Source organism: Curtobacterium sp. NPDC092190, from assembly GCF_044755625.1.
Lineage (GTDB): Bacteria > Actinomycetota > Actinomycetes > Actinomycetales > Microbacteriaceae > Curtobacterium.
This window is the reverse complement of record NZ_JBIVRJ010000003.1, coordinates 124,109-148,423: the sequence shown is the minus strand read 5'-3', so window position 1 is coordinate 148,423 and position 24,315 is coordinate 124,109. Positions and strand designations below refer to the sequence as shown.

At 71.8% G+C, this 24,315-nt stretch carries 21 protein-coding genes; 15 read left to right on the top strand and 6 right to left on the bottom strand.

All coding sequences use genetic code 11. The features are described 5' to 3' along the window. Nucleotides 1-21: 21 nt before the first annotated feature. Both ACIQFY_RS08610 and ACIQFY_RS08605 read left to right on the top strand, forming a co-directional pair. Entirely contained in the window at nucleotides 22-1,107 is a 1,086-nt protein-coding gene (locus tag ACIQFY_RS08610) for a type III polyketide synthase (protein WP_400339397.1), read from the top strand. Further along, nucleotides 1,104-1,850, top strand: coding sequence for a methyltransferase domain-containing protein (locus ACIQFY_RS08605; protein WP_326495744.1), 747 nt, complete (start codon nucleotides 1,104-1,106; stop codon nucleotides 1,848-1,850). The genes ACIQFY_RS08610 and ACIQFY_RS08605 overlap by 4 nt, the downstream gene beginning before the upstream one ends. 33 nt (nucleotides 1,851-1,883) lie before the next feature. On the opposite strand, the gene ACIQFY_RS08600 is transcribed toward ACIQFY_RS08605, so the two are convergent. After that, nucleotides 1,884-2,936, bottom strand: a complete 1,053-nt coding sequence (locus tag ACIQFY_RS08600) for a zinc-dependent alcohol dehydrogenase family protein (protein ID WP_066652958.1) — start codon at nucleotides 2,934-2,936, stop codon at nucleotides 1,884-1,886. A 95-nt stretch (nucleotides 2,937-3,031) separates the two neighbouring features. Here ACIQFY_RS08600 and ACIQFY_RS08595 point away from each other — a divergent pair, with 95 nt between their 5' ends. From ACIQFY_RS08595 to ACIQFY_RS08560, 8 genes are all read left to right on the top strand, one after another. Next, nucleotides 3,032-3,964 carry a DUF3097 domain-containing protein gene (locus ACIQFY_RS08595; protein WP_251154738.1) on the top strand — a complete coding sequence of 311 codons (933 nt, stop codon included), beginning with the start codon at nucleotides 3,032-3,034 and terminating at the stop codon, nucleotides 3,962-3,964. A 433-nt stretch (nucleotides 3,965-4,397) separates the two neighbouring features. Continuing rightward, nucleotides 4,398-5,051 (top strand): spermidine/putrescine ABC transporter substrate-binding protein, encoded by a 654-nt coding sequence (locus ACIQFY_RS08590; RefSeq protein ID WP_066652971.1) that lies wholly within the window; start codon nucleotides 4,398-4,400, stop codon nucleotides 5,049-5,051. Nucleotides 5,052-5,205: 154 nt separating this feature from the next. After that, nucleotides 5,206-5,607, top strand: a complete 402-nt coding sequence (locus tag ACIQFY_RS08585; RefSeq protein ID WP_400339394.1) for a DUF3054 domain-containing protein — start codon at nucleotides 5,206-5,208, stop codon at nucleotides 5,605-5,607. Nucleotides 5,608-5,828: 221 nt separating this feature from the next. After that, nucleotides 5,829-6,752 carry a hypothetical protein gene (locus ACIQFY_RS08580; protein WP_400339391.1) on the top strand — a complete coding sequence of 308 codons (924 nt, stop codon included), beginning with the start codon at nucleotides 5,829-5,831 and terminating at the stop codon, nucleotides 6,750-6,752. Between the two features lie 59 nt (nucleotides 6,753-6,811). After that, nucleotides 6,812-7,888, top strand: a complete 1,077-nt coding sequence (locus ACIQFY_RS08575) for an ATP-binding cassette domain-containing protein (RefSeq protein ID WP_400339389.1) — start codon at nucleotides 6,812-6,814, stop codon at nucleotides 7,886-7,888. Then, on the top strand, nucleotides 7,885-8,730 hold the full coding sequence (locus tag ACIQFY_RS08570) for an ABC transporter permease (RefSeq protein WP_066652975.1): 846 nt from the start codon (nucleotides 7,885-7,887) through the stop codon (nucleotides 8,728-8,730). The genes ACIQFY_RS08575 and ACIQFY_RS08570 overlap by 4 nt, the downstream gene beginning before the upstream one ends. Nucleotides 8,731-8,796: 66 nt before the next feature. Beyond that, nucleotides 8,797-10,782: an amino acid transporter gene (locus ACIQFY_RS08565; RefSeq protein ID WP_209683555.1), complete on the top strand. Its 1,986-nt coding sequence runs from the start codon at nucleotides 8,797-8,799 to the stop codon at nucleotides 10,780-10,782. Continuing rightward, entirely contained in the window at nucleotides 10,779-11,759 is a 981-nt protein-coding gene (locus tag ACIQFY_RS08560) for an EamA family transporter (RefSeq protein WP_326495749.1), read from the top strand. Before ACIQFY_RS08565 ends, ACIQFY_RS08560 begins: the two co-directional genes overlap by 4 nt. Here ACIQFY_RS08560 and ACIQFY_RS08555 read toward each other — a convergent pair. Further along, nucleotides 11,746-13,428 (bottom strand): long-chain-fatty-acid--CoA ligase, encoded by a 1,683-nt coding sequence (locus ACIQFY_RS08555; RefSeq protein WP_326495750.1) that lies wholly within the window; start codon nucleotides 13,426-13,428, stop codon nucleotides 11,746-11,748. The genes ACIQFY_RS08560 and ACIQFY_RS08555 overlap by 14 nt on opposite strands. Nucleotides 13,429-13,487: 59 nt before the next feature. Here ACIQFY_RS08555 and ACIQFY_RS08550 point away from each other — a divergent pair, with 59 nt between their 5' ends. Continuing rightward, nucleotides 13,488-14,417 (top strand): oxygenase MpaB family protein, encoded by a 930-nt coding sequence (locus tag ACIQFY_RS08550; protein WP_400339384.1) that lies wholly within the window; start codon nucleotides 13,488-13,490, stop codon nucleotides 14,415-14,417. 100 nt (nucleotides 14,418-14,517) lie between these two features. Here the strand turns inward: ACIQFY_RS08550 and ACIQFY_RS08545 are convergent, their stop codons facing one another. The 4 genes from ACIQFY_RS08545 to ACIQFY_RS08530 form a co-directional block, all read right to left on the bottom strand. After that, the gene (locus tag ACIQFY_RS08545) at nucleotides 14,518-15,501 is read right to left on the bottom strand and encodes an aldo/keto reductase (protein ID WP_400339381.1); all 984 of its coding nucleotides are present in this window, start codon (nucleotides 15,499-15,501) and stop codon (nucleotides 14,518-14,520) included. A gap of 374 nt (nucleotides 15,502-15,875) precedes the next feature. Next, a complete protein-coding gene (locus tag ACIQFY_RS08540; protein WP_400339378.1) occupies nucleotides 15,876-16,442 on the bottom strand; it encodes a TIGR03086 family metal-binding protein in 567 nt (188 codons plus the stop codon). Nucleotides 16,443-16,977: 535 nt separating this feature from the next. Then, entirely contained in the window at nucleotides 16,978-17,538 is a 561-nt protein-coding gene (locus ACIQFY_RS08535) for a YceI family protein (RefSeq protein WP_066652989.1), read from the bottom strand. Nucleotides 17,539-17,663: 125 nt separating this feature from the next. Next, the gene (locus ACIQFY_RS08530; RefSeq protein ID WP_400339375.1) at nucleotides 17,664-18,608 is read right to left on the bottom strand and encodes a hypothetical protein; all 945 of its coding nucleotides are present in this window, start codon (nucleotides 18,606-18,608) and stop codon (nucleotides 17,664-17,666) included. A 323-nt stretch (nucleotides 18,609-18,931) separates the two neighbouring features. Between ACIQFY_RS08530 and ACIQFY_RS08525 the strand changes: the two genes are divergently transcribed. The 4 genes from ACIQFY_RS08525 to ACIQFY_RS08510 all read left to right on the top strand — a co-directional run bounded on the left by ACIQFY_RS08525 (nucleotide 18,932) and on the right by ACIQFY_RS08510 (nucleotide 24,231). Next, nucleotides 18,932-19,936: an aldo/keto reductase family protein gene (locus tag ACIQFY_RS08525; protein WP_209683542.1), complete on the top strand. Its 1,005-nt coding sequence runs from the start codon at nucleotides 18,932-18,934 to the stop codon at nucleotides 19,934-19,936. A 286-nt stretch (nucleotides 19,937-20,222) separates the two neighbouring features. Further along, complete coding sequence (locus ACIQFY_RS08520; protein ID WP_326495756.1) at nucleotides 20,223-20,753, top strand: GtrA family protein; 531 nt, start codon at nucleotides 20,223-20,225, stop codon at nucleotides 20,751-20,753. Then, entirely contained in the window at nucleotides 20,750-22,246 is a 1,497-nt protein-coding gene (locus tag ACIQFY_RS08515) for a glycosyltransferase (RefSeq protein ID WP_400339372.1), read from the top strand. The genes ACIQFY_RS08520 and ACIQFY_RS08515 overlap by 4 nt, the downstream gene beginning before the upstream one ends. Beyond that, on the top strand, nucleotides 22,243-24,231 hold the full coding sequence (locus ACIQFY_RS08510) for a glycosyltransferase family 39 protein (RefSeq protein ID WP_326495758.1): 1,989 nt from the start codon (nucleotides 22,243-22,245) through the stop codon (nucleotides 24,229-24,231). Before ACIQFY_RS08515 ends, ACIQFY_RS08510 begins: the two co-directional genes overlap by 4 nt. The last annotated feature ends 84 nt before the right edge of the window (nucleotides 24,232-24,315 follow it).

Below are 24,315 nucleotides of genomic sequence, written 5' to 3'. Positions count from 1 at the left end.
GACCCGGTGACAGGATGGGTCGTGACCGCAACGATCCGCGCCATCGGGACCGCCGTCCCCGACACCACCCTCGACCAGGGTTCGGTGCGTGACCTGTTCGCCGGGCAGCCCGGCCTCGGCCGCCTCGGCGCACGGATCGTCCCCGCGGCGTTCGACGCATCCGCCGTGGAGCACCGGCACACGGTGATCGAGGAGCTCGACGCCTCGCGGCCCGGCGGGCTCTTCCGACAGGACTCCGGCACGCTCGTCTCACCGTCCACCGGTACACGCAACGACCGCTACCGGGAGCTCGCTCCGGCGCTCTTCGTCGCGGCCGCCCGTGACGCCGTCGAGCGCGCCGGGGTGGCACCGGACCGGGTCACCCACCTGGTGACCGTCTCGTGCACGGGGTTCACGCAGCCCGGACCGGACATCGACGTCGTCGACCAGCTCGGACTGCCCGCCGGGGTGTTCCGACACCACATCGGCTTCATGGGGTGCTGCGCCGCCTTCCCGGCGCTGCGGATCGCGGCGGCCTTCGCCGAGGCGGACCGGAACGCGGTCGTGCTCGTCGTCTGCGCGGAACTCTGCACCCTGCACGTCCGCGCGTCGGACGACCCGGACCAGATCGTCGCGAACAGCGTCTTCGGCGACGGCGCGGCGGCGGCGGTCGTCACGGCGGGCGGGCCGGGTCTGCGCATCGAGCGGTTCGCGACGGCGACGGTGCCCGAGGGCGCGTCCGAGATGGCGTGGAACATCGGTGACGAGGGCTTCGAGATGGTGCTCTCCACCGCCGTCCCGAAGCTCGTCGGTGTGCACGTGCCGGCTGCCGTCACCGCGCTGCTCGGCGAGGGCGAGACCTTCGCCGACGTGCCGGTGTGGGCGGTGCACCCCGGTGGACGGGCGATCCTGGACCGGGCGCAGGACGCCCTCGAGCTGCCCGACGGCGCGGTCGCGTCGAGCCGCGCCGTGCTCCGCGACCACGGGAACATGTCGAGCGCGACGGTGCTGTTCGTGCTCCGCGACGCCGTCGAGCAGGGCCTCGCGCCCGGATCGCCGGTCGCGGCCGTCGCGTTCGGTCCCGGGCTGACGGTGGAGAGCGCGAGGCTCACGGCGGTCGAGGCGTGACGGACCGGCCACGGACCGTGCGCGGCACGGACGGCGGACGTGAGCCCGGAGCCCGAGCGGTCGACCTCCGACAGCGGGACACGGTCCTGCAGGAGCTCATGGACGACCCGGGGTGCGACCCGCGGGTGCTCGATCGGACGTTCCGGCGGTTCGCCGTGGTGAACTCGCTGGTCAGCGGGTGGCGGGCGGTCTGGCGGACGCACGTCGTCCCCGCGCTGCCACCGAGCGGTCGTGCGCGGGTCCTCGACCTCGGCTGCGGTGGCGGCGACCTGGCGCGCTCGCTCGTGCGGTGGGCGGGCAGTGACGGGTTGTCGCTCGAGGTCGTCGGGGTCGACCCGGACGAACGCGCCATCGCTGCAGCCCGACGGTCGACGGCGCGCGGGGTGACCTTCCGGCAGGCGTCGAGCACGGACCTCGTCGCCGCGGGAGAGCGGTTCGACGTCGTCGTGTCGAACCACGTGCTGCACCACCTGGACGACGACGCCCGAGCGGCCTTCCTGTCGGACTCCGAGCAGCTGGCCACCGGTCGGAGCCTGCACTCGGACATCCGTCGGTCGCGGCAGGCCTACCGCGCGTACGCGCTGGCATCCCCGCTCGTGTCCGCCGGCACCTTCGTCCGGGTGGACGGACTCCGCTCCATCCGCCGGTCGTTCACCGTGCCGGAGCTGCAGGAGGCCCTCCCCGCGGGGTGGACCGCCGAGCGGGCGGCGCCGCACCGGGTGCTCGCGGTGCGCGACGCCTGACGGACGACACCGCCCGCTCAGCCCACCCGGGTGCTACGGACGCAGCAGCACCTTGATCGCGCGCCGCTCGTCCATCGCCGCGTACGCCTCGGCGGCCTGGTCGAGGGGCAGCTCGAGGTCGAACACCCGGCCCGGCTCGATCGTCCGCGAGAGCACGTCCGGCAGCAGCTCCTCGATGTACGCGCGGGCGGGGGCCATCCCGCCACCCACGGTGATGTTCTTCGCGAACAGGAAGGGCATCGGCAGCTCGGGTGCACCCGCGGGGACCCCGACGTAGCCGACGTTGCCGCCGGGGCGGACGACCCGCAGCGCCTGGTCCATGCTCTCCGCCGTACCGACGGCCTCGAGGGCGCAGTCGGCGAGCTCCCCGCCGAGCAGTTCGCGCACGGCGGCGATGCCCTCCTCGCCGCGGGTCTCGACGACGTCGGTCGCCCCGAACTCCCGCGCCAGCGCCTGGCGGTCCGCGTGCCGGCTCATCGCGATGATGCGCTCGGCGCCCAGGCGCGCGGCGGCGAGCACCGCGGACAGGCCGACCGCGCCGTCGCCGACGACCACGACGGTCTTCCCCGGGCCGACCTCGGCCGACACGGCGGCGTGGTGTCCCGTCGAGAAGACGTCGGAGAGCGTGAGGAGCGACGGCACGAGGTCGTCGTCCACCGGGCCCGGGACCTTCACGAGCGTCGCCGCGGCGTCGGGCACCCGGACGTACTCCGACTGGGCGCCGCCGATCGGGTGGCCGTACGCGTCGGTCGTGCCCCCGAAGATCGAGCTGTGCTCGCAGCCGCTCGTCATGCCGTGCGTGCACGCCTGGCAGGTGCCGTCGTTCGTCGTGAACGGCGCGATGACGAAGTCGCCGGCGGACAGGCCCGTGACGTCGGCGCCGACGGACTCGACGACGCCCACGAACTCGTGCCCGATGGTGTGGGCCTGCTCGGTCCCGCGGACGCCGCGGTACGGCCAGAGGTCCGATCCGCAGACGCAGGACGCGGTCACCTTGACGACGGCGTCGGTGGGCTCGATGAGGACGGGGGTGTCGCGCTCCTCGACGCGGATGTCGCGAGGGGCGTGGATGACGGTTGCGCGCACGGTGTGGCCTTCCGATCGGGGGTGGACGCGACGCGTACCGTGACGCGCCAGGGTGCCGGCGCCGTTGCGGGACCCGTCGACACTACGCTTCCCGGGTGGACGACGACCGGTACGGCAGTGACGTGCTCTCGGGCGACTGGCGCTCGAAGGGCGTCAAGAAGGTGCGGCAGGTGCCGCTCGAACGCGACATGGTGCTCGAGGACCCCGACTCCGGGTGGGCGGGCGCCGTCGTCGGGCTCGAGGCGGGCAACGTCGCCCTGGAGGACTGGAAGGGTCGCACCCGCGCCTTCCCCTTCACCGGGCAGTTCCTGCTCGAGGGCGAACTCGTCACCCTCGGTCGTCCGCAGGCGCCGGTCGGTCGCTCCGCCGCGGCTGCACCCCCGGCTCGCGCCGCCGGTGCGGACGGGAGGCCCGGGGCCGCGCCCGCCGTGCGGCACACGACCGACGGTGGTCGCCTCCGGACCGCGTCGGGTTCGTTCGCCGTCGAGCAGCAGCGGGCACGAGTGGCGCTGCCCTCGCGGATCATGGTCGAGGGCAGGCACGACGCCGAGCTCGTGGAGAAGGTCTGGGGCGCCGACCTCCGTGTCGAGGGCGTCGTCGTCGAGTACCTGGAGGGCGTCGACAACCTGGCCGACGTGCTCGACGAGTTCCGGCCCACCCGAGAGCGTCGCGTCGGGGTGCTCGTCGACCACCTCGTCCCGGGGTCGAAGGAGTCCCGGTTCGCCGACGCCGTGATGCGCGGGAAGTGGGGCGCGCACGTCCTCGTCGTCGGGCACCCGTTCGTCGACGTCTGGCAGTCGGTGAAGCCGGCGCGCCTCGGGCTCGAGGCGTGGCCGACGATCCCGCGCTCGATCGAGTGGAAGAAGGGCATCCTGCAGCACCTCGGGTGGCCCGCCGCGGAGCAGGCCGACGTCGCCCGTGCATGGCAGCGGATCCTCGGGCAGGTCCGGACCTTCAACGACCTGGAGCCACAGCTGCTCGGGCGCGTCGAGGAGCTCATCGACTTCGTGACCGAGCCGCGGGCCTGAGCACGGCACCACCCGGGGCCGGATCGCCCGGGGCGGGGCCGACCCGCGCCTCCCGTCCGTCCCGTTCGCCGAGCGGGCGGAACCGGCGGGGGCGGACCACCTCTGCTGCCGTTCCTTCCCGCTCGCCGGCCCCCGCGTCCGGCGACCACCGCGAGCGGGCGGAACGCGCAGGTCCGCGCATGGCTGCTCGACCAATCCGCCCGCTCGCCGGGTGGTGCCGGACGCTCACTCCGAGCGGGCGGATCTCGCACCTGCGCGCCCGGTCCGGCAGGCGTTTCCGCCCGCTCGCGGCACACCTGACCGCTCGCCGCACCGCGCCGGGCTGACGAGGGGGGGGGGGCGGAACGTGCAGGCCGCTCGGCGAGCGCGGCGCGTTTCCGCCCGCTCGGGCGCGCTCCGCGGGCAACCGCGCCGCGCGGCCTACTGTTGAGGGATGGACGGCATCGACGGTCGCGTGCGGAGCGCGGTCGACGTGTGGTTGCGCTGGCTGCCGCGCTGGCAGATCGGGACCGCCCGCCCGCGGACGCGGATCTGCCGGAAGTGCACCGGTTCTCCGATCGCCTCGGCAGCGGGCTTCGGCCCGGACGTGCCGCACGCCGTCCAGCACGCGTTGATCGGTCGGATCTCGACCATCGTCGAGGACGCCGTCGACGAGTACACCGCGAAGAACCTCCCGCTGCTGCACCGTGAGCTCGAACGGGCCGCCGCGCGGAAGCGGCACGCGGGCTACCAGCCGACCGAGGGCCTGTCGCCGGAGTTCCAGGGACTCGACGTGGACCCGGAGCCGTCGCCCGGGGAGCCGTTCCTGTTCACCCTGGACGAGATGACCGGCACGGGGGCGGGGGAACAGACGCCGCGCGAACCGCTGTCCGACGAGGCGAAGGCTGCACTGCGGCACGAGATCGCCCTGTCCGACGAGTGTGCGCGCGCCACGGGGACGGCCGTGTGCCTGGCCCTCGTCGAGCACCGTCCGCGGATCGCCGAGGCCGTCGAACGCCTGGTCGAACCGCAGATCGCGGCGCTCGTCTCCGACATGTTCCGCGGGTTCGACCTGCCGGAGGAGAACGGTCGCCCCGGGCTGTTCTGAGCGCCGGCCCCGGCAGGGCTGGGTCACGACGGGCATCGTCACAACGGGCATGGTCACGACGGGCAGGGCAACGACGGGGCAGGGTCACGACGGGGCGGGTGCGCCGACCGGGCTGGGGTCACGAGCAGCGCTCCGACCGCGCGAGAATGGTCGGGTGACTCGCACCTGGGGCTGGCTCGCAGCCGTCGTCGACATCGTCCTCATCGTCGCCTTCGCGCTCATCGGGCGGTCCTCCCACGCCGAGGCCTCGTCGCTCTCCGGACTGTGGACGACGGCGTACCCGTTCCTGGCCGGCTGGCTCGTCGGGTACCTGGTCGTGCGCGGCTGGCGGCGTCCGCTCCGGGTGTGGCCGACGGGCGTGGTGGTGTGGGTGGCGACGGTCGCGATCGGGATGCTGCTCCGCGTGCTGACCGGGCAGGGCGACGTCGCGGGGGATCCGCTGCCCCTGTCGTTCGTCATCGTCGCGACGATCTCGCTCGCGGTCTTCCTGCTGGGGTGGCGGCTGCTCGCCGGGCTCGTCCTCCGCACCGGGCGGCGGGGTCGCGGGCGCGCCTGAGCAGTCGCCGGCGCTCGTCGCCGTGGCGGGAGCCCCGTCCTCGTCGCCCGCCCGGGTGCCGCCGACGCGCGCTCCACGGCCGGGTCGACGGCGCTCGGCGCGCGCCGACACCGCTCTCGGCCAGTTCTGTGCGGTCGCACAGTCAGCGGTCGCCGGCGCTCCCTAGGGTGGCACCGACGGACCCTCCCGACCGGGGCGGACCGCACCGAAGGAGCAACGACATGGGATTCCTCGACCGACTGCTCGGCCGTCCCGAGCGCGACCGCGACCAGCAGGGCGGGTGGGGCCAGCCGCAGCAGCAGCCGCAGCAGCAGGGCTACCGGTACGGACAGCAGTCGTACCAGGTGCCGCCCGTCCAGCAGGGACAGCAGGACGGCGACCAGCAGTACGGAGCCCAGCAGTACGGGACCCAGCAGTACGGGACCCAGCAGGGCCAGCAGTACGGCGGCCAGCAGTACGGGACCCCGCAGTGGGGCGGTCCCGCTCAGCCCAGCGGACAGCAGTACGGCGGCCAGCAGTACGGCGGCCAGCAGCCGGGCGGACCGCAGGGTGCAACGTCCACCGACGACGAGCGCGCCGTCGAGCGCTACCGCTACCTGCTCCGCACGGCGCCGCCGGAGCGCATCGAGGAGGTGCACGCCGAGGCCTTCGCGACCCTGACGCCCGAGCAGCGTCGGATGGTCTACGACGAGTTCACCCGCAGCGCCCCGGACGGCGAGGCCCCCCGCGGGGACGACCCGCGGTCCCTCGCCCAGGCGGCGACCCGCTCGGAGATCCGGCAGCCCGGCTTCATGGAGCGCTCGCTCGGCGGCATGAACGGCGGCGCGGGAGCGATGGGCCAGCGCGGTGGTCCGTCGTTCGGCCGGATGATCGGCGCCTCGATCCTCGGCACGGTCGCCGGGTACGTCATCGGCTCGGCGATCATGAGCGCCTTCCTGCCCGACGCCGGATCGTTCGACGGCGGTACCGATGCTGCGGGCGACGGCGGTTCGGAGGACACTGGTGCCGACTCCGGTGACGGCGGGGCGTCCGATGCGGGCGCGTCCGACGGCGGCGGGTACGAGAACGCGGGCTGGGACGACGGCGGCGGAGACTTCGGCGGCGGCGGCGGTTTCGGCGACTTCGGTGGTGACTTCGACGTCTGAGTGACGTCGTCGCTCCCTCCGACCCCACACCACACCGACGTGGCCGACGAGGGAGCGACATGGCCATCATCGAAGCCTCCGGGCTGACCAAGACCTACCGATCGCGCTCGGGTCCGGTGCACGCGCTGGCCGGGCTCGACCTGTCCGTCCCCGAGGGCACCGTCACGGCGCTGCTCGGACCGAACGGCGCGGGCAAGACCACCACCGTGAAGGTCCTCACGACGCTCGTCACCCCGGATTCCGGCCGGGCGACGATCGACGGCGTCGACGTGGTCGCCGACCCGCAGGCCACCCGGCGGTCCATCGGTGTCTCGGGGCAGTACGCCGCGGTCGACGAGAACCTCACCGGGGCCGAGAACCTCGAGATGATCGGCCGGCTGTACCACCTCGGTCGACGGGCAGCGCGGCAGCGGGCGCGCGAACTCATCCAGGTGTTCGACCTGTCCGAGGCCGGAGACCGCCCCGTGAAGGGCTTCTCCGGCGGCATGCGTCGGCGCATCGACCTCGCCGGTGCGCTCGTCACGAACCCGCGCGTGCTGTTCCTCGACGAGCCGACCACCGGACTGGATCCCCGGAGTCGCCTGGCCCTCTGGGCGATCATCGAGGGCCTGGTCGGCGACGGCGCCACCGTGCTGCTCACGACGCAGTACCTCGAGGAGGCCGACCAGCTCGCCGACGACATCGCCGTGATCGACGACGGACGGGTGATCGCCGAGGGCACCGCCGACCAGCTCAAGGCACAGGTCGGTGGACACCGTGTGGTGGTCACCCTGGTGGACGAGGACGACCGGGAGGCCGTGGTCACCGCCCTGCGCCGCCACGGCGTCGGGGACGTGGAGACGTCGGCCGACGGGCGCACCTCCGGCATCGCGGTCGAGGCCGGACCGCAGGCGCTCCAGCGGGTCCTCGCCGACCTGGGCGAGGCGGGCATCCGGCTGCACGACGCCGGCATGCGACGCCCGACGCTGGACGACGTCTTCCTGCGCCTGACGGGACACGCCGCCACGGCGGACGAGGAGGACGCGTCGGACGGTGGCGGCGGGGCGGGGGCGGGACGTGCCTCCCGGCCGGGGCGACGCGACGCGGTGGGAGCCGCGGGGGAGACGAACGACAGCACCCCGGAGCGTGTCCGGTGACCGCCGTCGGCGCGTCGCGGCAGCAGCTGCCGGTGGTCGTGACCTCGCCCGTCGCGATCTGGTTCGAGGACGGCTGGACCGTCACGCGACGGAACCTGACGAAGATCAAGCGGTCCCCGGACATGCTCGTCTTCGCGGTGCTGCAGCCGATCATGTTCGTGCTGCTCTTCAGCCAGGTCTACGGCGGGGCGATCCAGGTGCGGGGGACCGACTACACGCAGTTCCTGATGGCGGGGATCTTCGCGCAGACCGTCGTGTTCGGGGCGACCTTCTCGGGGTCGGCGATGGCGCAGGACCTGAAGGAGGGCCTGATCGACCGCTTCCGGACCCTGCCGATGTCGGCGTCGGCGGTGCTCGTCGGGCGCACGAACTCGGACCTGGTGCTCAACGCGATCTCGATGGTGATCATGATGCTGACCGGGCTGGCGGTCGGGTGGCGGGTCGGGTCCGCACCGCACGAGTTCCTCGCCGGGGTCGGGCTGCTCCTGCTCTTCAGCTACGCGTTCAGCTGGGTGATGGCGCTGCTCGGGATGAGCGTCCGGACGCCGGAGGTCATCAACAACGCGTCCTTCATGGTGCTGTTCCCCCTGACGTTCATCTCGAACGCCTTCGTGCCGAGCGAGACGATGCCGCTCGTGCTGCGGGTGTTCGCCGAGTGGAACCCCGTGTCGTCGCTCGTGCAGGCCGCACGGGAGCTGTTCGGCAACGTCGGCACGGCTCCCGTCCCCGACGTCTGGACGATGCAGCACCCGGTCGTGACGGTGCTGATCGGGATCGTGGTGCTGCTCGTGGTGTTCGTGCCGCTGTCGGTGCGGAAGTACACCAGGATCAGCGCGGGCTGAGGCGCCGTCCACAGACCCGGTCGTGGGGTGCCCGAGGGTCGTCGGGACCGCTTACCATCGACTCTCGTGACCGCGACCGAAGCCGAGCGTGCCGCCCAGGGCGGCGCCACCGGGCGACCCTCCGACCGCAGCGTGCGGCTGCGCCGCTGGATGCTGCACGGAGCCGACCAGGGTGCCTCGCACCAGGGCCCCCACCAGGTCGAGGTCGAGAAGACCCACTCGTGGTGGCGGGTCATGTGCCTGACCGGCGTCGACTACTTCTCGACGCTCGGCTACCAGCCCGCCATCGCGGCGCTCGCAGCCGGGCTGCTGTCGCCCATCGCGACGATCGTGCTCGTGCTCGTGACCCTGTTCGGCGCCCTGCCCGTGTACCGACGGGTCGCGTCGGACAGCTTCAAGGGCGCCGGGTCGATCATGATGCTCGAGAAGCTGCTGCCGTGGTGGGCCGGCAAGCTCTTCGTGCTCGTGCTGCTCGGGTTCGCCGTGACCGACTTCATGATCACGATGACGCTCTCGGCCGCCGACGCCACCGCGCACATCGCCGAGAACCCCTTCACGCCGCACTGGTTCACCGAGATCCCGGTGCCGATCACGCTCGTGCTGCTGCTCCTGCTCGGCGTCGTGTTCCTCCGCGGGTTCAAGGAGGCCATCGGCATCGCCGTCGGGCTCGTCGCGGTGTTCCTCCTGCTCAACGCGGTCGTGGTCGTCGTGGCGCTGTGGCACGTGTTCGAGCGTCCCGTCGTCGCGAGCGACTGGTGGTCGAACCTCACCGCGCAGCACAGCAACCCGCTCGTGATGATCGGGATCGCGCTGGTCGTGTTCCCGAAGCTGGCGCTCGGCCTCTCCGGCTTCGAGACGGGCGTGGCGGTGATGCCGCAGGTGCGCGGCGGGGCCGGTGACGACCCGGACGGCCGCCCCGAGGGACGGATCCGCGGCACGAAGCGCCTGCTGACGACCGCCGCGATCATCATGAGCACGTTCCTCATCACGTCCTCGATCGCCACGACCTTCCTCATCCCGCAGCAGGAGTTCCAGCCGGGCGGCGGCGCGAACGGTCGCGCCCTGGCGTTCCTGGCGCACGAGTACCTCGGCAACGTCTTCGGGTCGGTCTACGACGTGTCGACGGTGGCGATCCTGTGGTTCGCGGGCGCGAGCGCGATGGCCGGTCTGCTCAACCTCGTGCCGCGCTTCCTGCCCCGCTACGGCATGGCGCCGCAGTGGGCGCGTGCGACCCGGCCGCTCGTGATCATCTTCACGCTCATCGCCTTCGCGATCACGATCATCTTCGAGGCGAACGTCGACGCGCAGGGCGGCGCCTACGCCACGGGTGTCCTCGTGCTCATCACGAGCGCGGCCGTCGCGGTGACGCTGTCGGCTCGGCGGCGGCAGCAGAAGAAGCGGACGATCGGCTTCGGGGTCATCGCGGTGGTGTTCGTCTACACCACGGTCGCGAACGTCATCGAACGTCCGGACGGTGTCCGCATCGCGGCGGTCTTCATCATCGCCATCGTCGTCGTGTCGCTGGTGTCCCGTGTGCGGCGGTCGTTCGAGCTCCGGGCGTCGTCGATCGAGCTGGACGCGACCGCCCGGCAGTTCATCGAGGCCGACGCCGACCAGTTCAGCTCCGTCTGCATCATCGCCAACGAGCCGGGCGCCGGGACCGCCGAGGCCTACCGGTCGAAGGGGCGCGAGGAACGCCGCGACTCGGGCATCCCCGCGCGCGTGCCGACGATGTTCCTCGAGGTGCTGCCGGCCGACTCGTCCGACTTCGAGGAGGACCTGGTCGTCGAGGGACACGTCGTGCAGGGCCACCGCGTCCTGCGCGTCCGGTCCGGCAACGTGCCGAACACCATCGCGTCGACGCTGCTCGCCGTGCGCGACATCGCCGGCGTCGTGCCGAGCATCTACTTCGAGTGGAACGAGGGCAGCCCGATCCAGAACGCCCTGCGCTTCGTGTTCACCGGGGTCGGCGACGTCGCCCCGGTGACGCGCGAGGTCCTGCGCGAGGCGGAGCCGGACGTGCACCGGCGGCCGACCGTCCACGTGTCGTGACCGACCCGGCGGCGGTGGGTCGTGCCTCCCGTCCGGTGGGCGGCCCCGTGGCGGTCCTCGTCGCCGCCGCCGTGTGGGGGACGACGGGGACCGCGACCCACTTCGCACCCGGCGTTCCCGCGTTCGTCTTCGGTGCGGTCACGTTCGGTCTCGGCGGGCTCGTCCTCGCCGCGACGACGGGTCGCTCCGCGCTGCGCGCGGTCGTCCGACCCGGTGCACGGAGCTGGGTGCTGCTCGGCGCGGTCTCGCTCGTCGTGTACGCGGTGGCGTTCTACGCAGCACTCGCGGACGCGGGGGTCGCGCTCGGCACGACGGTGGCCATCGGGTCGTCGCCGCTCTTCGCGGGCATCGTGGAGTGGGCGGCGGACGGGAGGCGTGTCACCGGTCGCTGGGTCGTCGCCACCCTGGTGAGCGTGGTCGGCATGGTCGTCGTGACGCTCGCGAGGTCGACGGCACCGGGCGACGGGTCCCTGCTGCTCGGGCTCGGCAGCGCACTGCTCGCCGGACTGACGTACGCCACCTACTCGTGGGCGGTCGCGCGGGGGATGCACGCGGCGACCCGGCCGGCCCCGGTGCCGCCGGCACTGCCGACCGCCGTGTCGGGCAGTGCGGCCGGTGCCGGCGGGCGCGGGGTGGTCGGCGCCGTGTTCGGGCTGGCTGCCGTCCCGCTCGTCGTGCTCGCGGCGGTCGCGGGACGTGACGCGCTCGTCGTCGGGGCGAACTGGCCCGTGTTCGTGTACCTCGCGCTCGTGCCGACGGTGCTCGGACACTCGCTGTACGCGGTCGGGCTGCGGCGGGTCAGCGCCTCGGTCGCGACACTGCTGTCGCTGTTCGAGCCCGTGGTCGCCGCGGTGCTCGCCGTGCTCGTGGTCGGCGAACACCTCGGCGGTGCCGGGTGGCTCGGGATCGCGCTCGTCGTCGCCGGCCTCGCGCTGCTCGCGGTCCCGCGACGGAGCGGCCCGCCTACTTCGCGGTGATCTGGTCCCGCACCTTGCGGCGGAGCACCTTGCCGATCATCGAGCGCGGCAGGTCCTCCACCACGACGATGCGCCGCGGCACCTTGTAGGCCGCGAGCTGCTCGCGCGACCACGCACGGAGCGCCTCGGCGTCGAACGACTCCCGGTCCTTCGGCACGACCGCCGCGACGACCTGCTCGTTGCCGCCCTGCGTGATGCCGACGACGGCGACCTCGCGCACGCTGGGGTGCTTGAGCAGGGCGTCCTCGACCTCGGACGGCGAGACGTTGAAGCCGCCGGTGATGATGAGCTCCTTGAGCCGGTCGACGATGCTGACGAAGCCGTCCGCGTCGATCGACACGACGTCACCGGTGCGGAACCAGCCGTCGGGCGTGAAGACCTCGTCGGTGGCCTCGGCCTTGCCCCAGTAGCCGCGGAACACCTGCGGGCCCCTGACCTGCAGCTCGCCGGCCTCGCCCGTGCCGAGCACCTTCGTCTGGTCGTCCGGGTCGACCACGCGGGCCTCGGTGGACGACAGCGGCAGTCCGATCGCGCCGAGGCGACGCTCCGGGGAGACCGGGTTGGCCATGAGGACGGGGGAGCACTCGGACAGGCCGTAGCCCTCGACGAGGTAGCCGCCGGTCCGGGCCTCCCACGGCTCGACGACGCTCTGCGACAACGGCATGGCGCCCGAGATGCCGATCTCGATGCCCTGCAGGGACACCTTCGCCGAGTCCGCCGCGTGCTGCAGTCGGGTGTAGATCGGCGGCACGGCCGGCAGGAACGTCGGCGGGTGCTTCTTCATCGCCTTGAGGACGAGTGCCGGGTCGAACGCCGGGAAGAGCACCAGCCGCGAGGCCATGCTCATCGCGAAGGTCAGGCACAGCGTCAGACCGTAGGCGTGGAACATCGGGAGCACCGCGTACACCGTGTTGTCGCCCCGGCGGATCGTCGGGACCCACGCCCGTGCCTGCGCAGCGTTGGCGAGCAGGTTCCGGTGGCTCAGCACCGCACCCTTCGGCACCCCGGTGGTGCCGGACGTGTACTGGATGAGCGCGACGTCGGTGGTGCCCGGGCGCGGGTGACGCTTCGACAGCTTGCGCGTCGAGACGAGGTCGTCCCACTTCGTCGTGCCACGCACGCTCGTGGTGAGCTTCGCGCGCGATTCGCGGGCCTTGGCCACCGGCAGCGACAGGGCGATGCGGGTCGCACGGGGCATCGCGCGCGTCAGGTCGACGGAGACGATCGCGTCGAGGCGCAGGTCCGCGGGGAAGTCCTGGAGCGTGGAGACGGACTTGTCCCACGCGATCGCGACCTTCGCGCCGTGGTCCTCGAACTGGTGCCGGAGCTCGCGGGCCGTGTAGAGCGGGTTGTGCTCGACGACGATCGCCCCGAGCCGGAGCACCGCGTAGAACGCCACCACGTGCTGCGGGCAGTTCGGCAGCACGATCGCCACCCGGTCGCCGGCACCGACGCCGAGCTTCCGCAGGCCGTTCGCGGCCCGCAGGATCTGCTCCTGCAGGTCGGCGTACGACGTCGTCCTGCCGAAGAACTCGAGCGCCACCTTCCCCGGGAAGCGGTCCGCGGACTGCTCCACGATGTCGGAGAGCGAGCCCGTGGGCTCGTCGATGTCGTGCGGGACCCCCGGGGCGTACGAGGCAAGCCAGGGACGAGGCGTGTCGATGCTCACTCGGCCAACCTACCGGCGGAGCCGTGCTCGTTGTCAGGGGCACGACGGACGATGGGTGCATGGCTTCCGTGTCCGACGCGTTCCGCTCCCGCCTCAACGACACCTTCACCAACGGCGCGACCGAGCGTCCCGCCTGGATCGACGAGCTCGAACAGGGCTCCGACGCGGGCTTCTTCGGCCCGGGCTCCGCGACCTGGGCCGTGCACGGCGGCAACCACACCGTGCTCGCGGGGGTCCGGGCGCTGCTCGTGCAGGCGCTGCACCCCGGGGCCCTCGCCGGGGTGGCCGACCACTCGCGCTACCGCGAGGACCCGTTCGGCCGCCTCGCCGGCACCATCCGGTGGATCTACACGGTCTCGCACGGCGACACGCAGCAGGCCACGCACGCCAGCCAGTGGGTGCGGGAGCTCCACGAGCGGGTGGTCGGCGAGTACGTCGACGGCCACGGCGTCACGAAGCCGTACGCCGCGAACGACCCCGACCTGGCGCGGTGGGTGCACCTCGCCTTCACCGATGCCTTCCTGCGGAGCGCCCAGGTGTGGGGCAAGCCCATCCCGGGTGGTGCCGACGCCTACGTGCGCGAGTGGGCGGTCGCCGGGCGACTGATGGGGGTCGAGGACGCTCCGGAGTCGGACGCCGAACTCCGAGCACAGATGAACGGGTACCTCGACCGCGGCGAGCTCAAGGCCGACGCCCGGACGCACGACGTGGTCCGGTTCATCAAGGACCCCCCGCTCGCCAGGCTCCTCCGACCGGGCTACCGGGCGTTGTTCGACGGAGCGGTCGCGTCGCTCGACCCGCGACACCGGTCGATGCTCGCGCTGCGGACGCCCGGGGTCGGGCCCGTGCAGCTGCCGGTGCGGCAGGTCGCCGGCGTGGTGCTCGACGGCATCGGCGCGGTGCTGGGGACGACCCCGGGAACCGAGCGCGCGGCGCTCGTCCGGATCGCCCGGTTGGAGCAGGAATCGCGTCAGGACGCCACCGCTTGAGCGGTGCGCCGTCCGTGCGGCGTTCCCGGACTGACTGACCTGACGGACAGGAGGCGCGGTGCCAGCTGGCACCGCGCCTCCCGTCCGTCGTCCGGTCGCGTCAGAAACCGGACGGCACCCGCGGCGTGTAGGCGGACTCGAGTCGCGACACCTCATCGGGCGTCAGCTCCATCGCGACCGCCGCCACGGCGTCGTCGATGTGGTGCTCCTTCGTCGCGCCGATGATCGGCGCGGTGACGGCGGGCTTGCCGGCCACCCACGCCAGGGCGACCTGCGCCATGCTCGCGCCGCGGGCCTCGGCGACCTGCTGTACCGCGTCGACGACGGCACGGTTCGCGTCCTCGTCCTGGCGGTACAGCGTCTTGCCGAACTCGTCCGTGTCCGAGCGGCTGCCCGAACCCTGGGCGTCCCACGGGCGGGTCACCTTGCCGCGGGCCAGTGGGCTCCACGGGATGACGCCGACGCCGGTCGCCTGTGCGAACGGGTGCATCTCGCGCTCCTCCTCACGCTCGAGGAGGTTGTACTGGTCCTGCATGCTGACGAACTTCGTCCACCCGTGCAGCTCGGCGGTGTGCTGCATCTGCGCGAACTGCCACGCCCACATGCTGCTCGCGCCGATGTAGCGCGCCTTGCCGGCCTTGACGACGTCGTGGAGCGCCTCCATGGTCTCCTCGATCGGCGTGTGCGGGTCGAACCGGTGGATCTGGTACAGGTCCACGTAGTCCGTGCCGAGCCGGGTCAGCGAGGCGTCGATCTCGTGCATGATCGCGGCGCGGGAGAGCCCGGCGCCGTTCGGACCGGGGCGCATGCGGTTGAAGACCTTGGTGAAGACCTGGACCTCCTCGCGCGGAGCGATCTCCTTGAGGAGCTGCCCGGTGATCTCCTCGCTCGAGCCGGCCGAGTAGACGTTGGCGGTGTCGAACGAGGTGATGCCGGCCTCGTAGGCACGGCGGACGAACGGGCGGGCGTCGTCGATGTCGACGCTCCAGGGGTGGGCGCCCTGGTCCGGCTTGCCGAAGGACATCATGCCGAGGACGACGCGGCTGATCTCGAGGCCCGTGCGTCCGAGGCGGGTCGTGCGCACCGAGGGCCCGGCGGCGTCGGGGGCGTCGGTCGAGGCGGTGGTTCCGGCGGTTCCGGGGGTTCCGGTCGTTCCGGGGGTTGCGGTCTCTTCGGCGGCTCCGTGGCGTCCGTGGGCGTCGGTCGAGGCGGTCGAGCGGGCGTTGTCTGCTGCGTTCGTGATGGCTCCTTCGTCGATTCCGCCCGCCGGGTGTCCGGCGGGCGGTTCCTGTTGGATGAGTGCTGTCATCGTCGTCGTGTCGGGCCGCCAGGCGTCAGGCCTGCCGAACGACGAGCGGGCGGAGATTGCTCGCGTGCGCTCACGCTGCCGCTGGTTCCGCCCACTGGCGTTCTGCCGCCGACTCCGCCCCCCCGGTGTCGAACGGGCGGAAAGACGCGTCAGGCGTTCACCCTGGCATCGCGACCTGTGACCGCGAGCAGGCGGACCTGCAGCGGCGCATCCTCGTCGACCTCGACCGGCGCGGCGTACAGCCCGGTCGCCGCGAGGTCCTGGATCTGCGGTTCGAAGTACTCCCACACAGCGCGGACGAGTTCATCGGGCAACGCTTCGTCGGTCCCCGTCGCGCGCGCGAGGTCCCACGTGTGGATGGTGATGTCGCTGGTCTGCTCGGTCAGGTACTCGTCTGCACGGACCACGTCGGTGCTGAGGTGCACGGGAGTGTCAGCGGGCGCGTTCTGCCATGCGCTCGAAGCTGCCGCCGCGAACTTCGCCCACTCGTCGACGAGGTCCTGCCCGATGGGTTCGAGGTCCGCCTCGGCCTGCGCGTAGTCGCACCCCGTCAGGAGCTTGGGGATCCATCGCTGTTCGTCGATGACGTGCGTCACCAGGTCGCGCGTGGTCCACTCCGAGTCGGGAGTGGACGCTTCCCAGTCGGTCACTGCAGCGACGCGGCGTCCGAACTCGGCTGCGGCGAGGGACTGCAGCGCGATCCAGTCGGTGGCCATGGTGGTGCTCCTCTTCGGTCGGGGCGGGTGCGAGGTGCAACGGGACCGACGGACGGGCGATTCCCGCGCTGAACAGGCGACACGCTACGCCCGCTCGCAAGTTCAGCGCGCGTGCGCGGCAGTGCTCGGTGTCGTCTGCGGGCCGAGGGCGGTCGGTCATCGCGACGGTCGGGCGGATCCGGCGTCGAGGTCGAGCCGGCAGCGACGGAAACACCCGCTCGTGCTCGGGCGGGCGGAATCGGTACGCGGCGGCGGGGACGGCTGCGGGAACGGCCCGCTCGTGCCCGAGCGGACGGGATCGGCGCATGCAAGGCAACGGCTGCCACAGGAAAGGCCCGCTCGAGCTCACGGGCGGGCGTCGGGCCGGCTCACCGATCACGGCTCACGGATCGAGGCATCGGGAACGCGGAACGGCCCGGCTCCGTGGGGGAGGAGCCGGGCCGTTCGCCGGGTACTGCAGGTACTTCGTTCGGTGTCCGCGGCCGTCGTCCCCGCGCTCGGGCGGGACGACAGCCTCGGTTCAGTGACCCGGAGGTCAGGCCGCCTGGAGGACGAACTGCACGTCGAGGTTGATGGTGACGTCGTTGCCGAGCGTGAAGCCGCCGGCCTCGAGCGCCGCGTTCCAGTTCACGCCGAACTCGGTGCGGTCGATCTTCGTGGTCGCCTCGGCGCCGAGCTTGACCTGGCCGTAGCCGTCGGTGGTCACGCCACCGAACTCGGTCTTCAGCGTGACGTTCTTGGTCACGCCGCGGAGCGAGAGCTCACCGTCGATGAGCATGTCGTCGCCGTCCTCGCGGATGCCGGTCGACTTGAAGGTCATCTGCGGGTGCTCCTCGGTGAGGAAGAAGTCACCGGTGGCGAGGTGCTGGTCGCGCTGCGCCTGGTTCGTGTTGATGCTCGCGACGTCGATCGAGGCCTCGAGGGTCGTGTCGAGGGGGTTCTCGGCGGTGACGAGCGTCGCGTCGAAGCGCTCGAAGGAGCCCTTGACCTTGCTGATCGCGAGGTGGCGAACGGAGAAGGTGACCTCGGAGTGGGTCGGGTCGATCTTCCAGGTACCGGTCTGGTAGCCCGGGATGGCGGAGGCGTTGAGCGTCATGGTGACTCCTTACGAGAGTGTTGGTCTGCGGTTCCCGACCAGGCGAGCATCTTCATGCGCCTGCATCGATTTGAACTGTAGCCTAGCCCATTGTGCACCTGTTTGGTTGAAGCGTCAACCAATGTTCACGTGAACGTCGCAACGGGATGTCGGGACCGCGTGTCGTGCCTCCCGGCCGTGCCCGTCGTGAGCAGGCGCCGCATGCGCTCGGCGAAGTCGTCGGCGAGCGGACCGACGTCATCCGCTGTCGCCCGGACCAGCCACCAGTCGACGTCCTTCAGGTGCTCGCCGCGCGTCAGGTCCTTGCGGAACACCCGCGGGTCGGATCGGTGGAGGTCGCTCTCGTACTCGATCGCGACCCTCGCGTCCGGGTAGGCCAGGTCCACACAGGCGACCCATCTGCCTCCGACGACGACGTCGTGGTTGAGCGACGGAAGGGGGAGTCCGCGCCGGACCAGGACCAGTCGGAGACGTGTCTCGCCCGGGCTCCGCGAGCCCGGGCGCACCTCGGCGAGGGCGGCGCGAGCCTTGCGGACGTGCCGTCCGCCGCGGTGGCGGCGGACGACGGCCCTGAGTGCGTCGACCGCGCACCAGTTCAGCCACCCGACCAACGCGTCGCCGGCGATGACGAGCTCGTCGACCGTGAGGAACGCTGCCAGCATGACGAAGGTGGTGGCCGGGTCCACGATCGGGGTGGTCCCGGAACGGACGACGTTCGCGAGGTGTGCCCTGGTTCGGTGTCCGACGGTCCCGCGCACGCGGATGGCCTGGTCCTTGCCGATGGTGGTCACGTGGATGCGTCGGTCTGCCTCGAGTCTGCGCGGGAGCGGGATGCCGAGGAGGTGCGCTGCAGTGGTGTGACTGAACGCCTGGTCGTACCGGAGCCGTGGAGCGACCGCGCGTGCACGGTCCGCGCGGGAGGTGGGTGGGGTCCAGCACCGTGTGCCGTGGAAGGGTCGGCAGAGCCGTCGTGAGCGGAGTCGGCTCGCCGGGACACCGCGGTGCAGTGCCTCGCGGACGCGGAAGGGGCGTCCGCGGAGCGGCGGCGGGAAGTGGTCGGCGATGGACATGCGGGCAGTGTGTCTGATCGGCCAGGTCGGCCGTAACGGGCGTTGTCGAGCTGTGGACGGGCGCCGGACGGAGCGAGGTGTGCAGGACTCGTGCCGGTGCCGAGGACCGGTGCGTGCGGCCCGGAGCGGGCGGATCCGGTCTGTTGCTGCTCGCACCCCGAGCGGGCGGATCCGGATGAGGTCGGGAGGCGCGCGTCGCGTGTTCCGCCCGCCCACGCCGGCGGCGCCCACGCCGGCGGCGCCCATGCCGGCGGCGCCCGCGCCGCTCCACAGGTACTCGCACACCCCCTCACGAGAGCGCTCACTCCACTAGCGTCAGGAGCATGGAATTCAGGTACCTGGGCAACTCCGGACTCAAGATCTCCGAGATCACCTACGGCAACTGGCTGACGCACGGCTCGCAGGTCGAGAACGACGTCGCCACCCAGTGCGTGCGGGCAGCGCTCGACGCCGGCATCACCACGTTCGACACCGCCGACACGTACGCCAACACCGCGGCGGAGACGGTCCTCGGCGAGGCGCTCAAGGCCGAGCGTCGCCAGTCGCTCGAGATCTTCACGAAGGTCTACTGGCCGACCGGGCCGAAGGGGCACAACGACGTCGGCCTCTCCCGCAAGCACATCACGGAGTCGATCGACGGCTCGCTCGAGCGCCTGCAGACCGACTACGTCGACCTCTACCAGGCGCACCGCTACGACCACGAGACGCCGCTCGAGGAGACCATGCAGGCCTTCGCGGACGTCGTCCGTCAGGGCAAGGCGCTCTACATCGGCGTCAGCGAGTGGAACGCGGAGCAGATCCGCGCCGGTGCCGCGCTGGCGAAGGAGCTCGGCTTCCAGCTCATCTCGAACCAGCCGCAGTACTCGATGCTGTGGCGCGTCATCGAGGGCGAGGTCGTCCCCGCCTCGAAGCAGCTCGGTCTCAGCCAGATCGTCTGGTCCCCGATCGCACAGGGTGTCCTCACCGGCAAGTACAAGCCGGGCCAGCCGGCCCCCGAGGGGTCCCGCGCCACGGACGAGAAGGGCGGCGCGGACATGATCAAGCGGTTCATGCGCGACGAGGTCCTCGAAGCCGTGCAGCGCCTGCAGCCCGTCGCCGACCAGGCCGGCCTCACGCTGGCCCAGCTCGCGATCGCGTGGACGCTGCAGAACCCGAACGTCGCTTCGGCGATCGTCGGCGCGTCCCGCCCCGAGCAGGTCACCGACAACGTGAAGGCCGCGGGCGTGACGCTCGACGCTGACGCGCTCGCCGCCATCGACGAGGCGCTCGGCGACATCCCGGAGCGCGATGCCAGCAAGACGGTCAGCCCGGAGCAGCGCCCCGCGTAGCGCGCGACCGACCGACGGACGGGAGGCACGGTGCCAGCTGGCACCGTGCCTCCCGTCCGTCGTGCAGCAAGCTCACGACGAGCACGACCGTCCGGACGGACTGCCCTCCTGACACCTGATCAGCAAAAACGCTGAAGGATGTTCACTGATGAACAGCAGGTGTCGCGGAACTGGCAGGGTCCTGGCAGGGGCTGTACCCCGACCAAACCACTCCGCAACGTGCCCCCGAAGAGGGGGCATGACCCGAACCGTCACCCCCGTTCTGGTGCCACCAGGCACAGGCTCGGTGCCGACCTCCAACGCCTCGACCGCCCACTCAGCGGCGACCGGCGTCCCTGCGGCGAGCGTCCCAAGACCGGCCCTCGGCCCGCGGCTCCGCGCCACCACGACGCAGCTCGCGTCGTTCGGCGCCATCGGAGCGATCTGCTTCCTCATCGACCTCGGCGTCTACAACCTCCTGCGTGCGACGGTCCTGCCCGACGGCCCGATCGCCGCGAAGATCGTCTCCGCCGTCGTCGCCACGGTGGTCGCGTGGCTCGCGAACCGCTCGATCACGTTCCGTTCGCAGCGGCAGGTCGGCCGGAAGGAGACCCTCCGCGAGGGACTCCTCTTCGCCGTCACGAACGTCATCGGTCTCGGCATCGCCTCGGCCTGCCTGTTCGTCTCGCACTACGTCCTCGGCTTCACCTCGACCCTCGCCGACAACGTCGCCGGCAACGGGGTGGGTCTCGTCCTCGGCACCGTCTTCCGGTTCGCCGCGTACAAGGCCCTCGTCTTCCGTTCCACCGACGCTCACGCGAAGGAGCACGCCGCATGACCATCACCACCACGCTGCTGACGGCCGCCGGGCCGCTGCTGCAGCCGAACGAGGGGACCGGTCCCGCCGGGGACCTCCCGAACCGCGGGACCACGGACGTCCCGACGGGAGGCTCGGGGCAGGCTCCGCAGGTCGCCTGGTCGCTGGGCGAGTGGTTCGGCTACTCGGCGCTCATCGCGGTCTCCGTGCTGCTCACGGTGATCGCGCTCACCACGCTGTGGTGGATGCTGCACGCCTGGCGCTCACGCGACGCGCTGAAGTCGACGAGCTTCAGCCAGACCCCGCTGCCGGCCGCCCACCGCTTCACCCTGCTGGTACCCGGTCGGCACGAGCAGGACGTGATGGGCGAGACGCTCGACATGCTCGCGACGCAGGACCACCCGGACTTCGAGATCATCGCGATCGTCGGCGAGGACGACCCGGAGACGGACGCCGTCGTGCGCGCGGCTGCGGAGCGTCATCCAGGACTGATCCGCGTGGTCGTCGACGACACCGCACCGAAGAACAAGCCGAAGGCGATGAACCTCGCGCTGCAGTACGCGACGGGCGACATCGTCGGGGTGTTCGACGCCGAGGACGAGGTCTACCCGAAGCTCCTGTCGCTCGTCGACTCGCGCTTCCAGGAGACCGGCGCAGACGTCGTGCAGGGTGGCGTCCAGCTGATGAACTTCAAGTCGAGCTGGTGGTCGCTCCGCAACGTGCTCGAGTACTACTTCTGGTTCCGCTCGCGCCTGCACTTCCACGCGGGCTCGAAGTTCATCCCGCTCGGCGGCAACACCGTCTTCGTGACGAAGGAGCGCCTCGAGTGGTCGGACGGCTGGGACGCGCACTGCCTCGCCGAGGACTGCGAGCTCGGCGTCCGGCTCTCCGCCGACGGCGCGAAGGTCGTCGTCGCCTACAGCCCCGAGGCCGTCACCCGCGAGGAGACGCCGCCCACGTTCGCGTCCCTGCTCAAGCAGCGGACCCGCTGGAACCAGGGCTTCCTGCAGGTGCTCGGCAAGGGGGAGTGGAAGAAGCTGCCGTCCTTCCGCCAGCGCTTCTTCGCCCGCTACATGCTGACCATGCCGTTCATCCAGGCGGCGACCGGTCTGCTCATCCCGCTCAGCGTCCTGATGATCCTCTTCGTCAAGGTGCCGACGGCGATCGCCCTCGTCTCGTTCATCCCGGTGGCGCCCACGCTCATGCTGCTCGCCGTCGAGGTCGTCGGACTCAACGAGTTCGGTCGCATCTACAAGGAGAAGGTCCGCATCCGCGACTACGTGAAGCTCGTCCTCGGCCTGGTGCCGTACCAGGTGTTCCTCGCCGCAGCGGCCGTCCGTGCCGTCGTCCGCCACGTCAAGGGGCAGAACGGCTGGGAGAAGACCGAGCACACCGGGCAGCACCGCACGGCCTCCGCGACGCCCGAGGTCGTGGGCTTCGCGAACGCCGTCACCACCGACACCGACACGCAGCAGCGTGAGCTCGCCGGTTCGTCCGCAGGAGGTGCCCGATGACCGCCAGCATCACCCACACCACCGGGATCCCGGTGCGTGGCGCGGAGTCGTTCTCCGGCGTCCGCGGCTGGTTCCGCGTCCACGCGGCGAGCCTCGGCTGGCTGCTCCCCGTGCTCGCCGTCACCGTGGTGGTGCAGCTCTGGAACATGTCCGGCACGCCGCAGCGCATCGACGACGAGGGCACTTACACCGCCCAGGCGTGGGCGATCACGAACCTCGGCGAGATCACCCACTACACGTACTGGTACGACCACCCGCCGCTCGGCTGGATCCAGATCGCGGCCTACACCTCGGTGACGGGGGCGTTCGCGCGCTACCCGTTCGCCGTCGAGGCCGCACGCGAGGCGATGGTCTTCTTCGCCGCGGTGTCGAGCATCCTGCTGTTCGTGCTCGCCCGTCGACTGGGCGCGGGCCGTGCGACCGCCGCGGCCGCGGGCCTCGTGTTCGCCCTGTCGCCGCTGGCCCTGCAGTACCACCGCACGGTCTACATCGACAACGTCGCGACGCCGTGGCTCCTCGCCGCGTTCGTCCTCGTCCTGAGCCGGCGCCAGCAGCTCGCCGGGTTCGCCGGAGCCGCCGCGTGCCTCGGCGTCGCGGTGCTCTCCAAGGAGACGTACCTGCTCGCGCTGCCGTTCCTGATCTGGATCGCGGTCCGCCGGGCCGACAGGAGCACCCGTCGGTACACGCTGAGCGTCGCCGGGGCCGTCCTGGTCGTCATCGGTGGCGGCTACCTGCTGCTCGCCGCGGTCAAGGGTGAGCTCCTGCCCGGCGCCGGCCGGGTGAGCCTCTTCGAGGGCATCACCTACCAGCTCGGTTCGCGCACCGCGTCGGGATCGATCTTCGACGGAGGGAGCCTGGCGAACCAGGCCGCCGCACAGTGGTGGGCGCTCGACCCCGTCTTCATCGTGCTCGGTTCGGCCGCCGCGGTCGTCGGGCTCTTCCTGCGCCGGGTCCGCCCGATCGCCGCGATGCTCGTCTTCCTGCTCGCGATGATGTTCCGCCCGAACGGGTACCTGCCGGTGCCGTACGTCATCGTGCTCGTGCCCTTCGCAGCGCTGCTCGTCGCGTACACCGCCGAGCGAGCGGTCCTCGCGCTCGCCGGACGGATCCGGTCCAACGCCCGGACCCGTGTGCACGGATTCGCTCGACGTGGCTTCGGTGCCGCCTGGGCCGTGGTCACCGCAGCGGCCGTCGTCGTGGCGGTGCCGCTCTGGGGCACGCAGTTGCGCGGGTTCACGTCGGCGAACCTCGACCTGCCGATGCAGCAGGCCGAGCAGTGGGTCGGCGACAACGTCCCGAAGTCCTCGCGGCTGCTCGTGGACGACGCCATGTGGGTCGACCTGGTCCGCGACGGGTACGCCCGCAACAACGTCATCTGGTACTACAAGCTCGACACCGACGCCGCCGTCCAGCGCCAGTCGCCGAACGGGTGGAAGGACTCCGACTACGTGGTCACGACGGACTCGATGCGCACCGGCGGGAACTCCTCGCAGGACGTGTCGCTCGCCATCCGGAACTCGACGAGCGTGGCCACGTTCGGCACCGGTGACCAGCAGGTCGACGTCCGTCGCATCCACTCCGAGGGCGAGGCGGCCGCGAACGACGCGATCACCGCCGCGACGAACGGGCGGAAGACGATGGGGACCGAGCTCGCGCAGAACCCGGCGCTCCGGGCCGACGCCGGCACGAAGTCGCAGTTCCGAGCGGGGCAGGTCGACTCGCGCGCGATGCTCGCCCTCGGCCAGGTGCTCGCCGACCAGTCGGTGGCGGTCGAACGGTTCCGCCCGCTCACGGGGGAGGACGGGCAACCCTTCCGTCGGCTCGTCGTGCAGACCGCCGACCGGGCGGATGCTGCTCGTGCCGTCGCCACCTTCGATGCCATGAGCGACGGGATCCGCCCGGCCGACGTCGAGCGCGACGGGGAGCGGGTCGTCGTGACCTACACCCCGGCCGACCCCACGACGACGCCGACGAGTGCCTCCTGACCCCGGCCCCGTCGTGAGCGGGCGGAACCGGTAGCCGAACCGGCAGGCGCGAGCAGGATCCGCCCGCTCGCGCACCGCCACCGG

Excerpts from the sequence above, each read along its gene's own strand:
- ACIQFY_RS08525 (WP_209683542.1), top strand. The coding sequence starts at position 18,932 with ATGGAATTCAGGTACCTGGGCAACTCCGGACTCAAGATCTCCGAGATC.
- ACIQFY_RS08580 (WP_400339391.1), top strand. The coding sequence starts at position 5,829 with ATGGGATTCCTCGACCGACTGCTCGGCCGTCCCGAGCGCGACCGCGAC.
- ACIQFY_RS08530 (WP_400339375.1), bottom strand. The coding sequence starts at position 18,608 with ATGTCCATCGCCGACCACTTCCCGCCGCCGCTCCGCGGACGCCCCTTC.
- ACIQFY_RS08575 (WP_400339389.1), top strand. The coding sequence starts at position 6,812 with ATGGCCATCATCGAAGCCTCCGGGCTGACCAAGACCTACCGATCGCGC.
- ACIQFY_RS08515 (WP_400339372.1), top strand. The coding sequence starts at position 20,750 with ATGACCATCACCACCACGCTGCTGACGGCCGCCGGGCCGCTGCTGCAG.
- ACIQFY_RS08590 (WP_066652971.1), top strand. The coding sequence starts at position 4,398 with ATGGACGGCATCGACGGTCGCGTGCGGAGCGCGGTCGACGTGTGGTTG.
- ACIQFY_RS08510 (WP_326495758.1), top strand. The coding sequence starts at position 22,243 with ATGACCGCCAGCATCACCCACACCACCGGGATCCCGGTGCGTGGCGCG.
- ACIQFY_RS08550 (WP_400339384.1), top strand. The coding sequence starts at position 13,488 with ATGGCTTCCGTGTCCGACGCGTTCCGCTCCCGCCTCAACGACACCTTC.
- ACIQFY_RS08540 (WP_400339378.1), bottom strand. The coding sequence starts at position 16,442 with ATGGCCACCGACTGGATCGCGCTGCAGTCCCTCGCCGCAGCCGAGTTC.
- ACIQFY_RS08535 (WP_066652989.1), bottom strand. The coding sequence starts at position 17,538 with ATGACGCTCAACGCCTCCGCCATCCCGGGCTACCAGACCGGTACCTGG.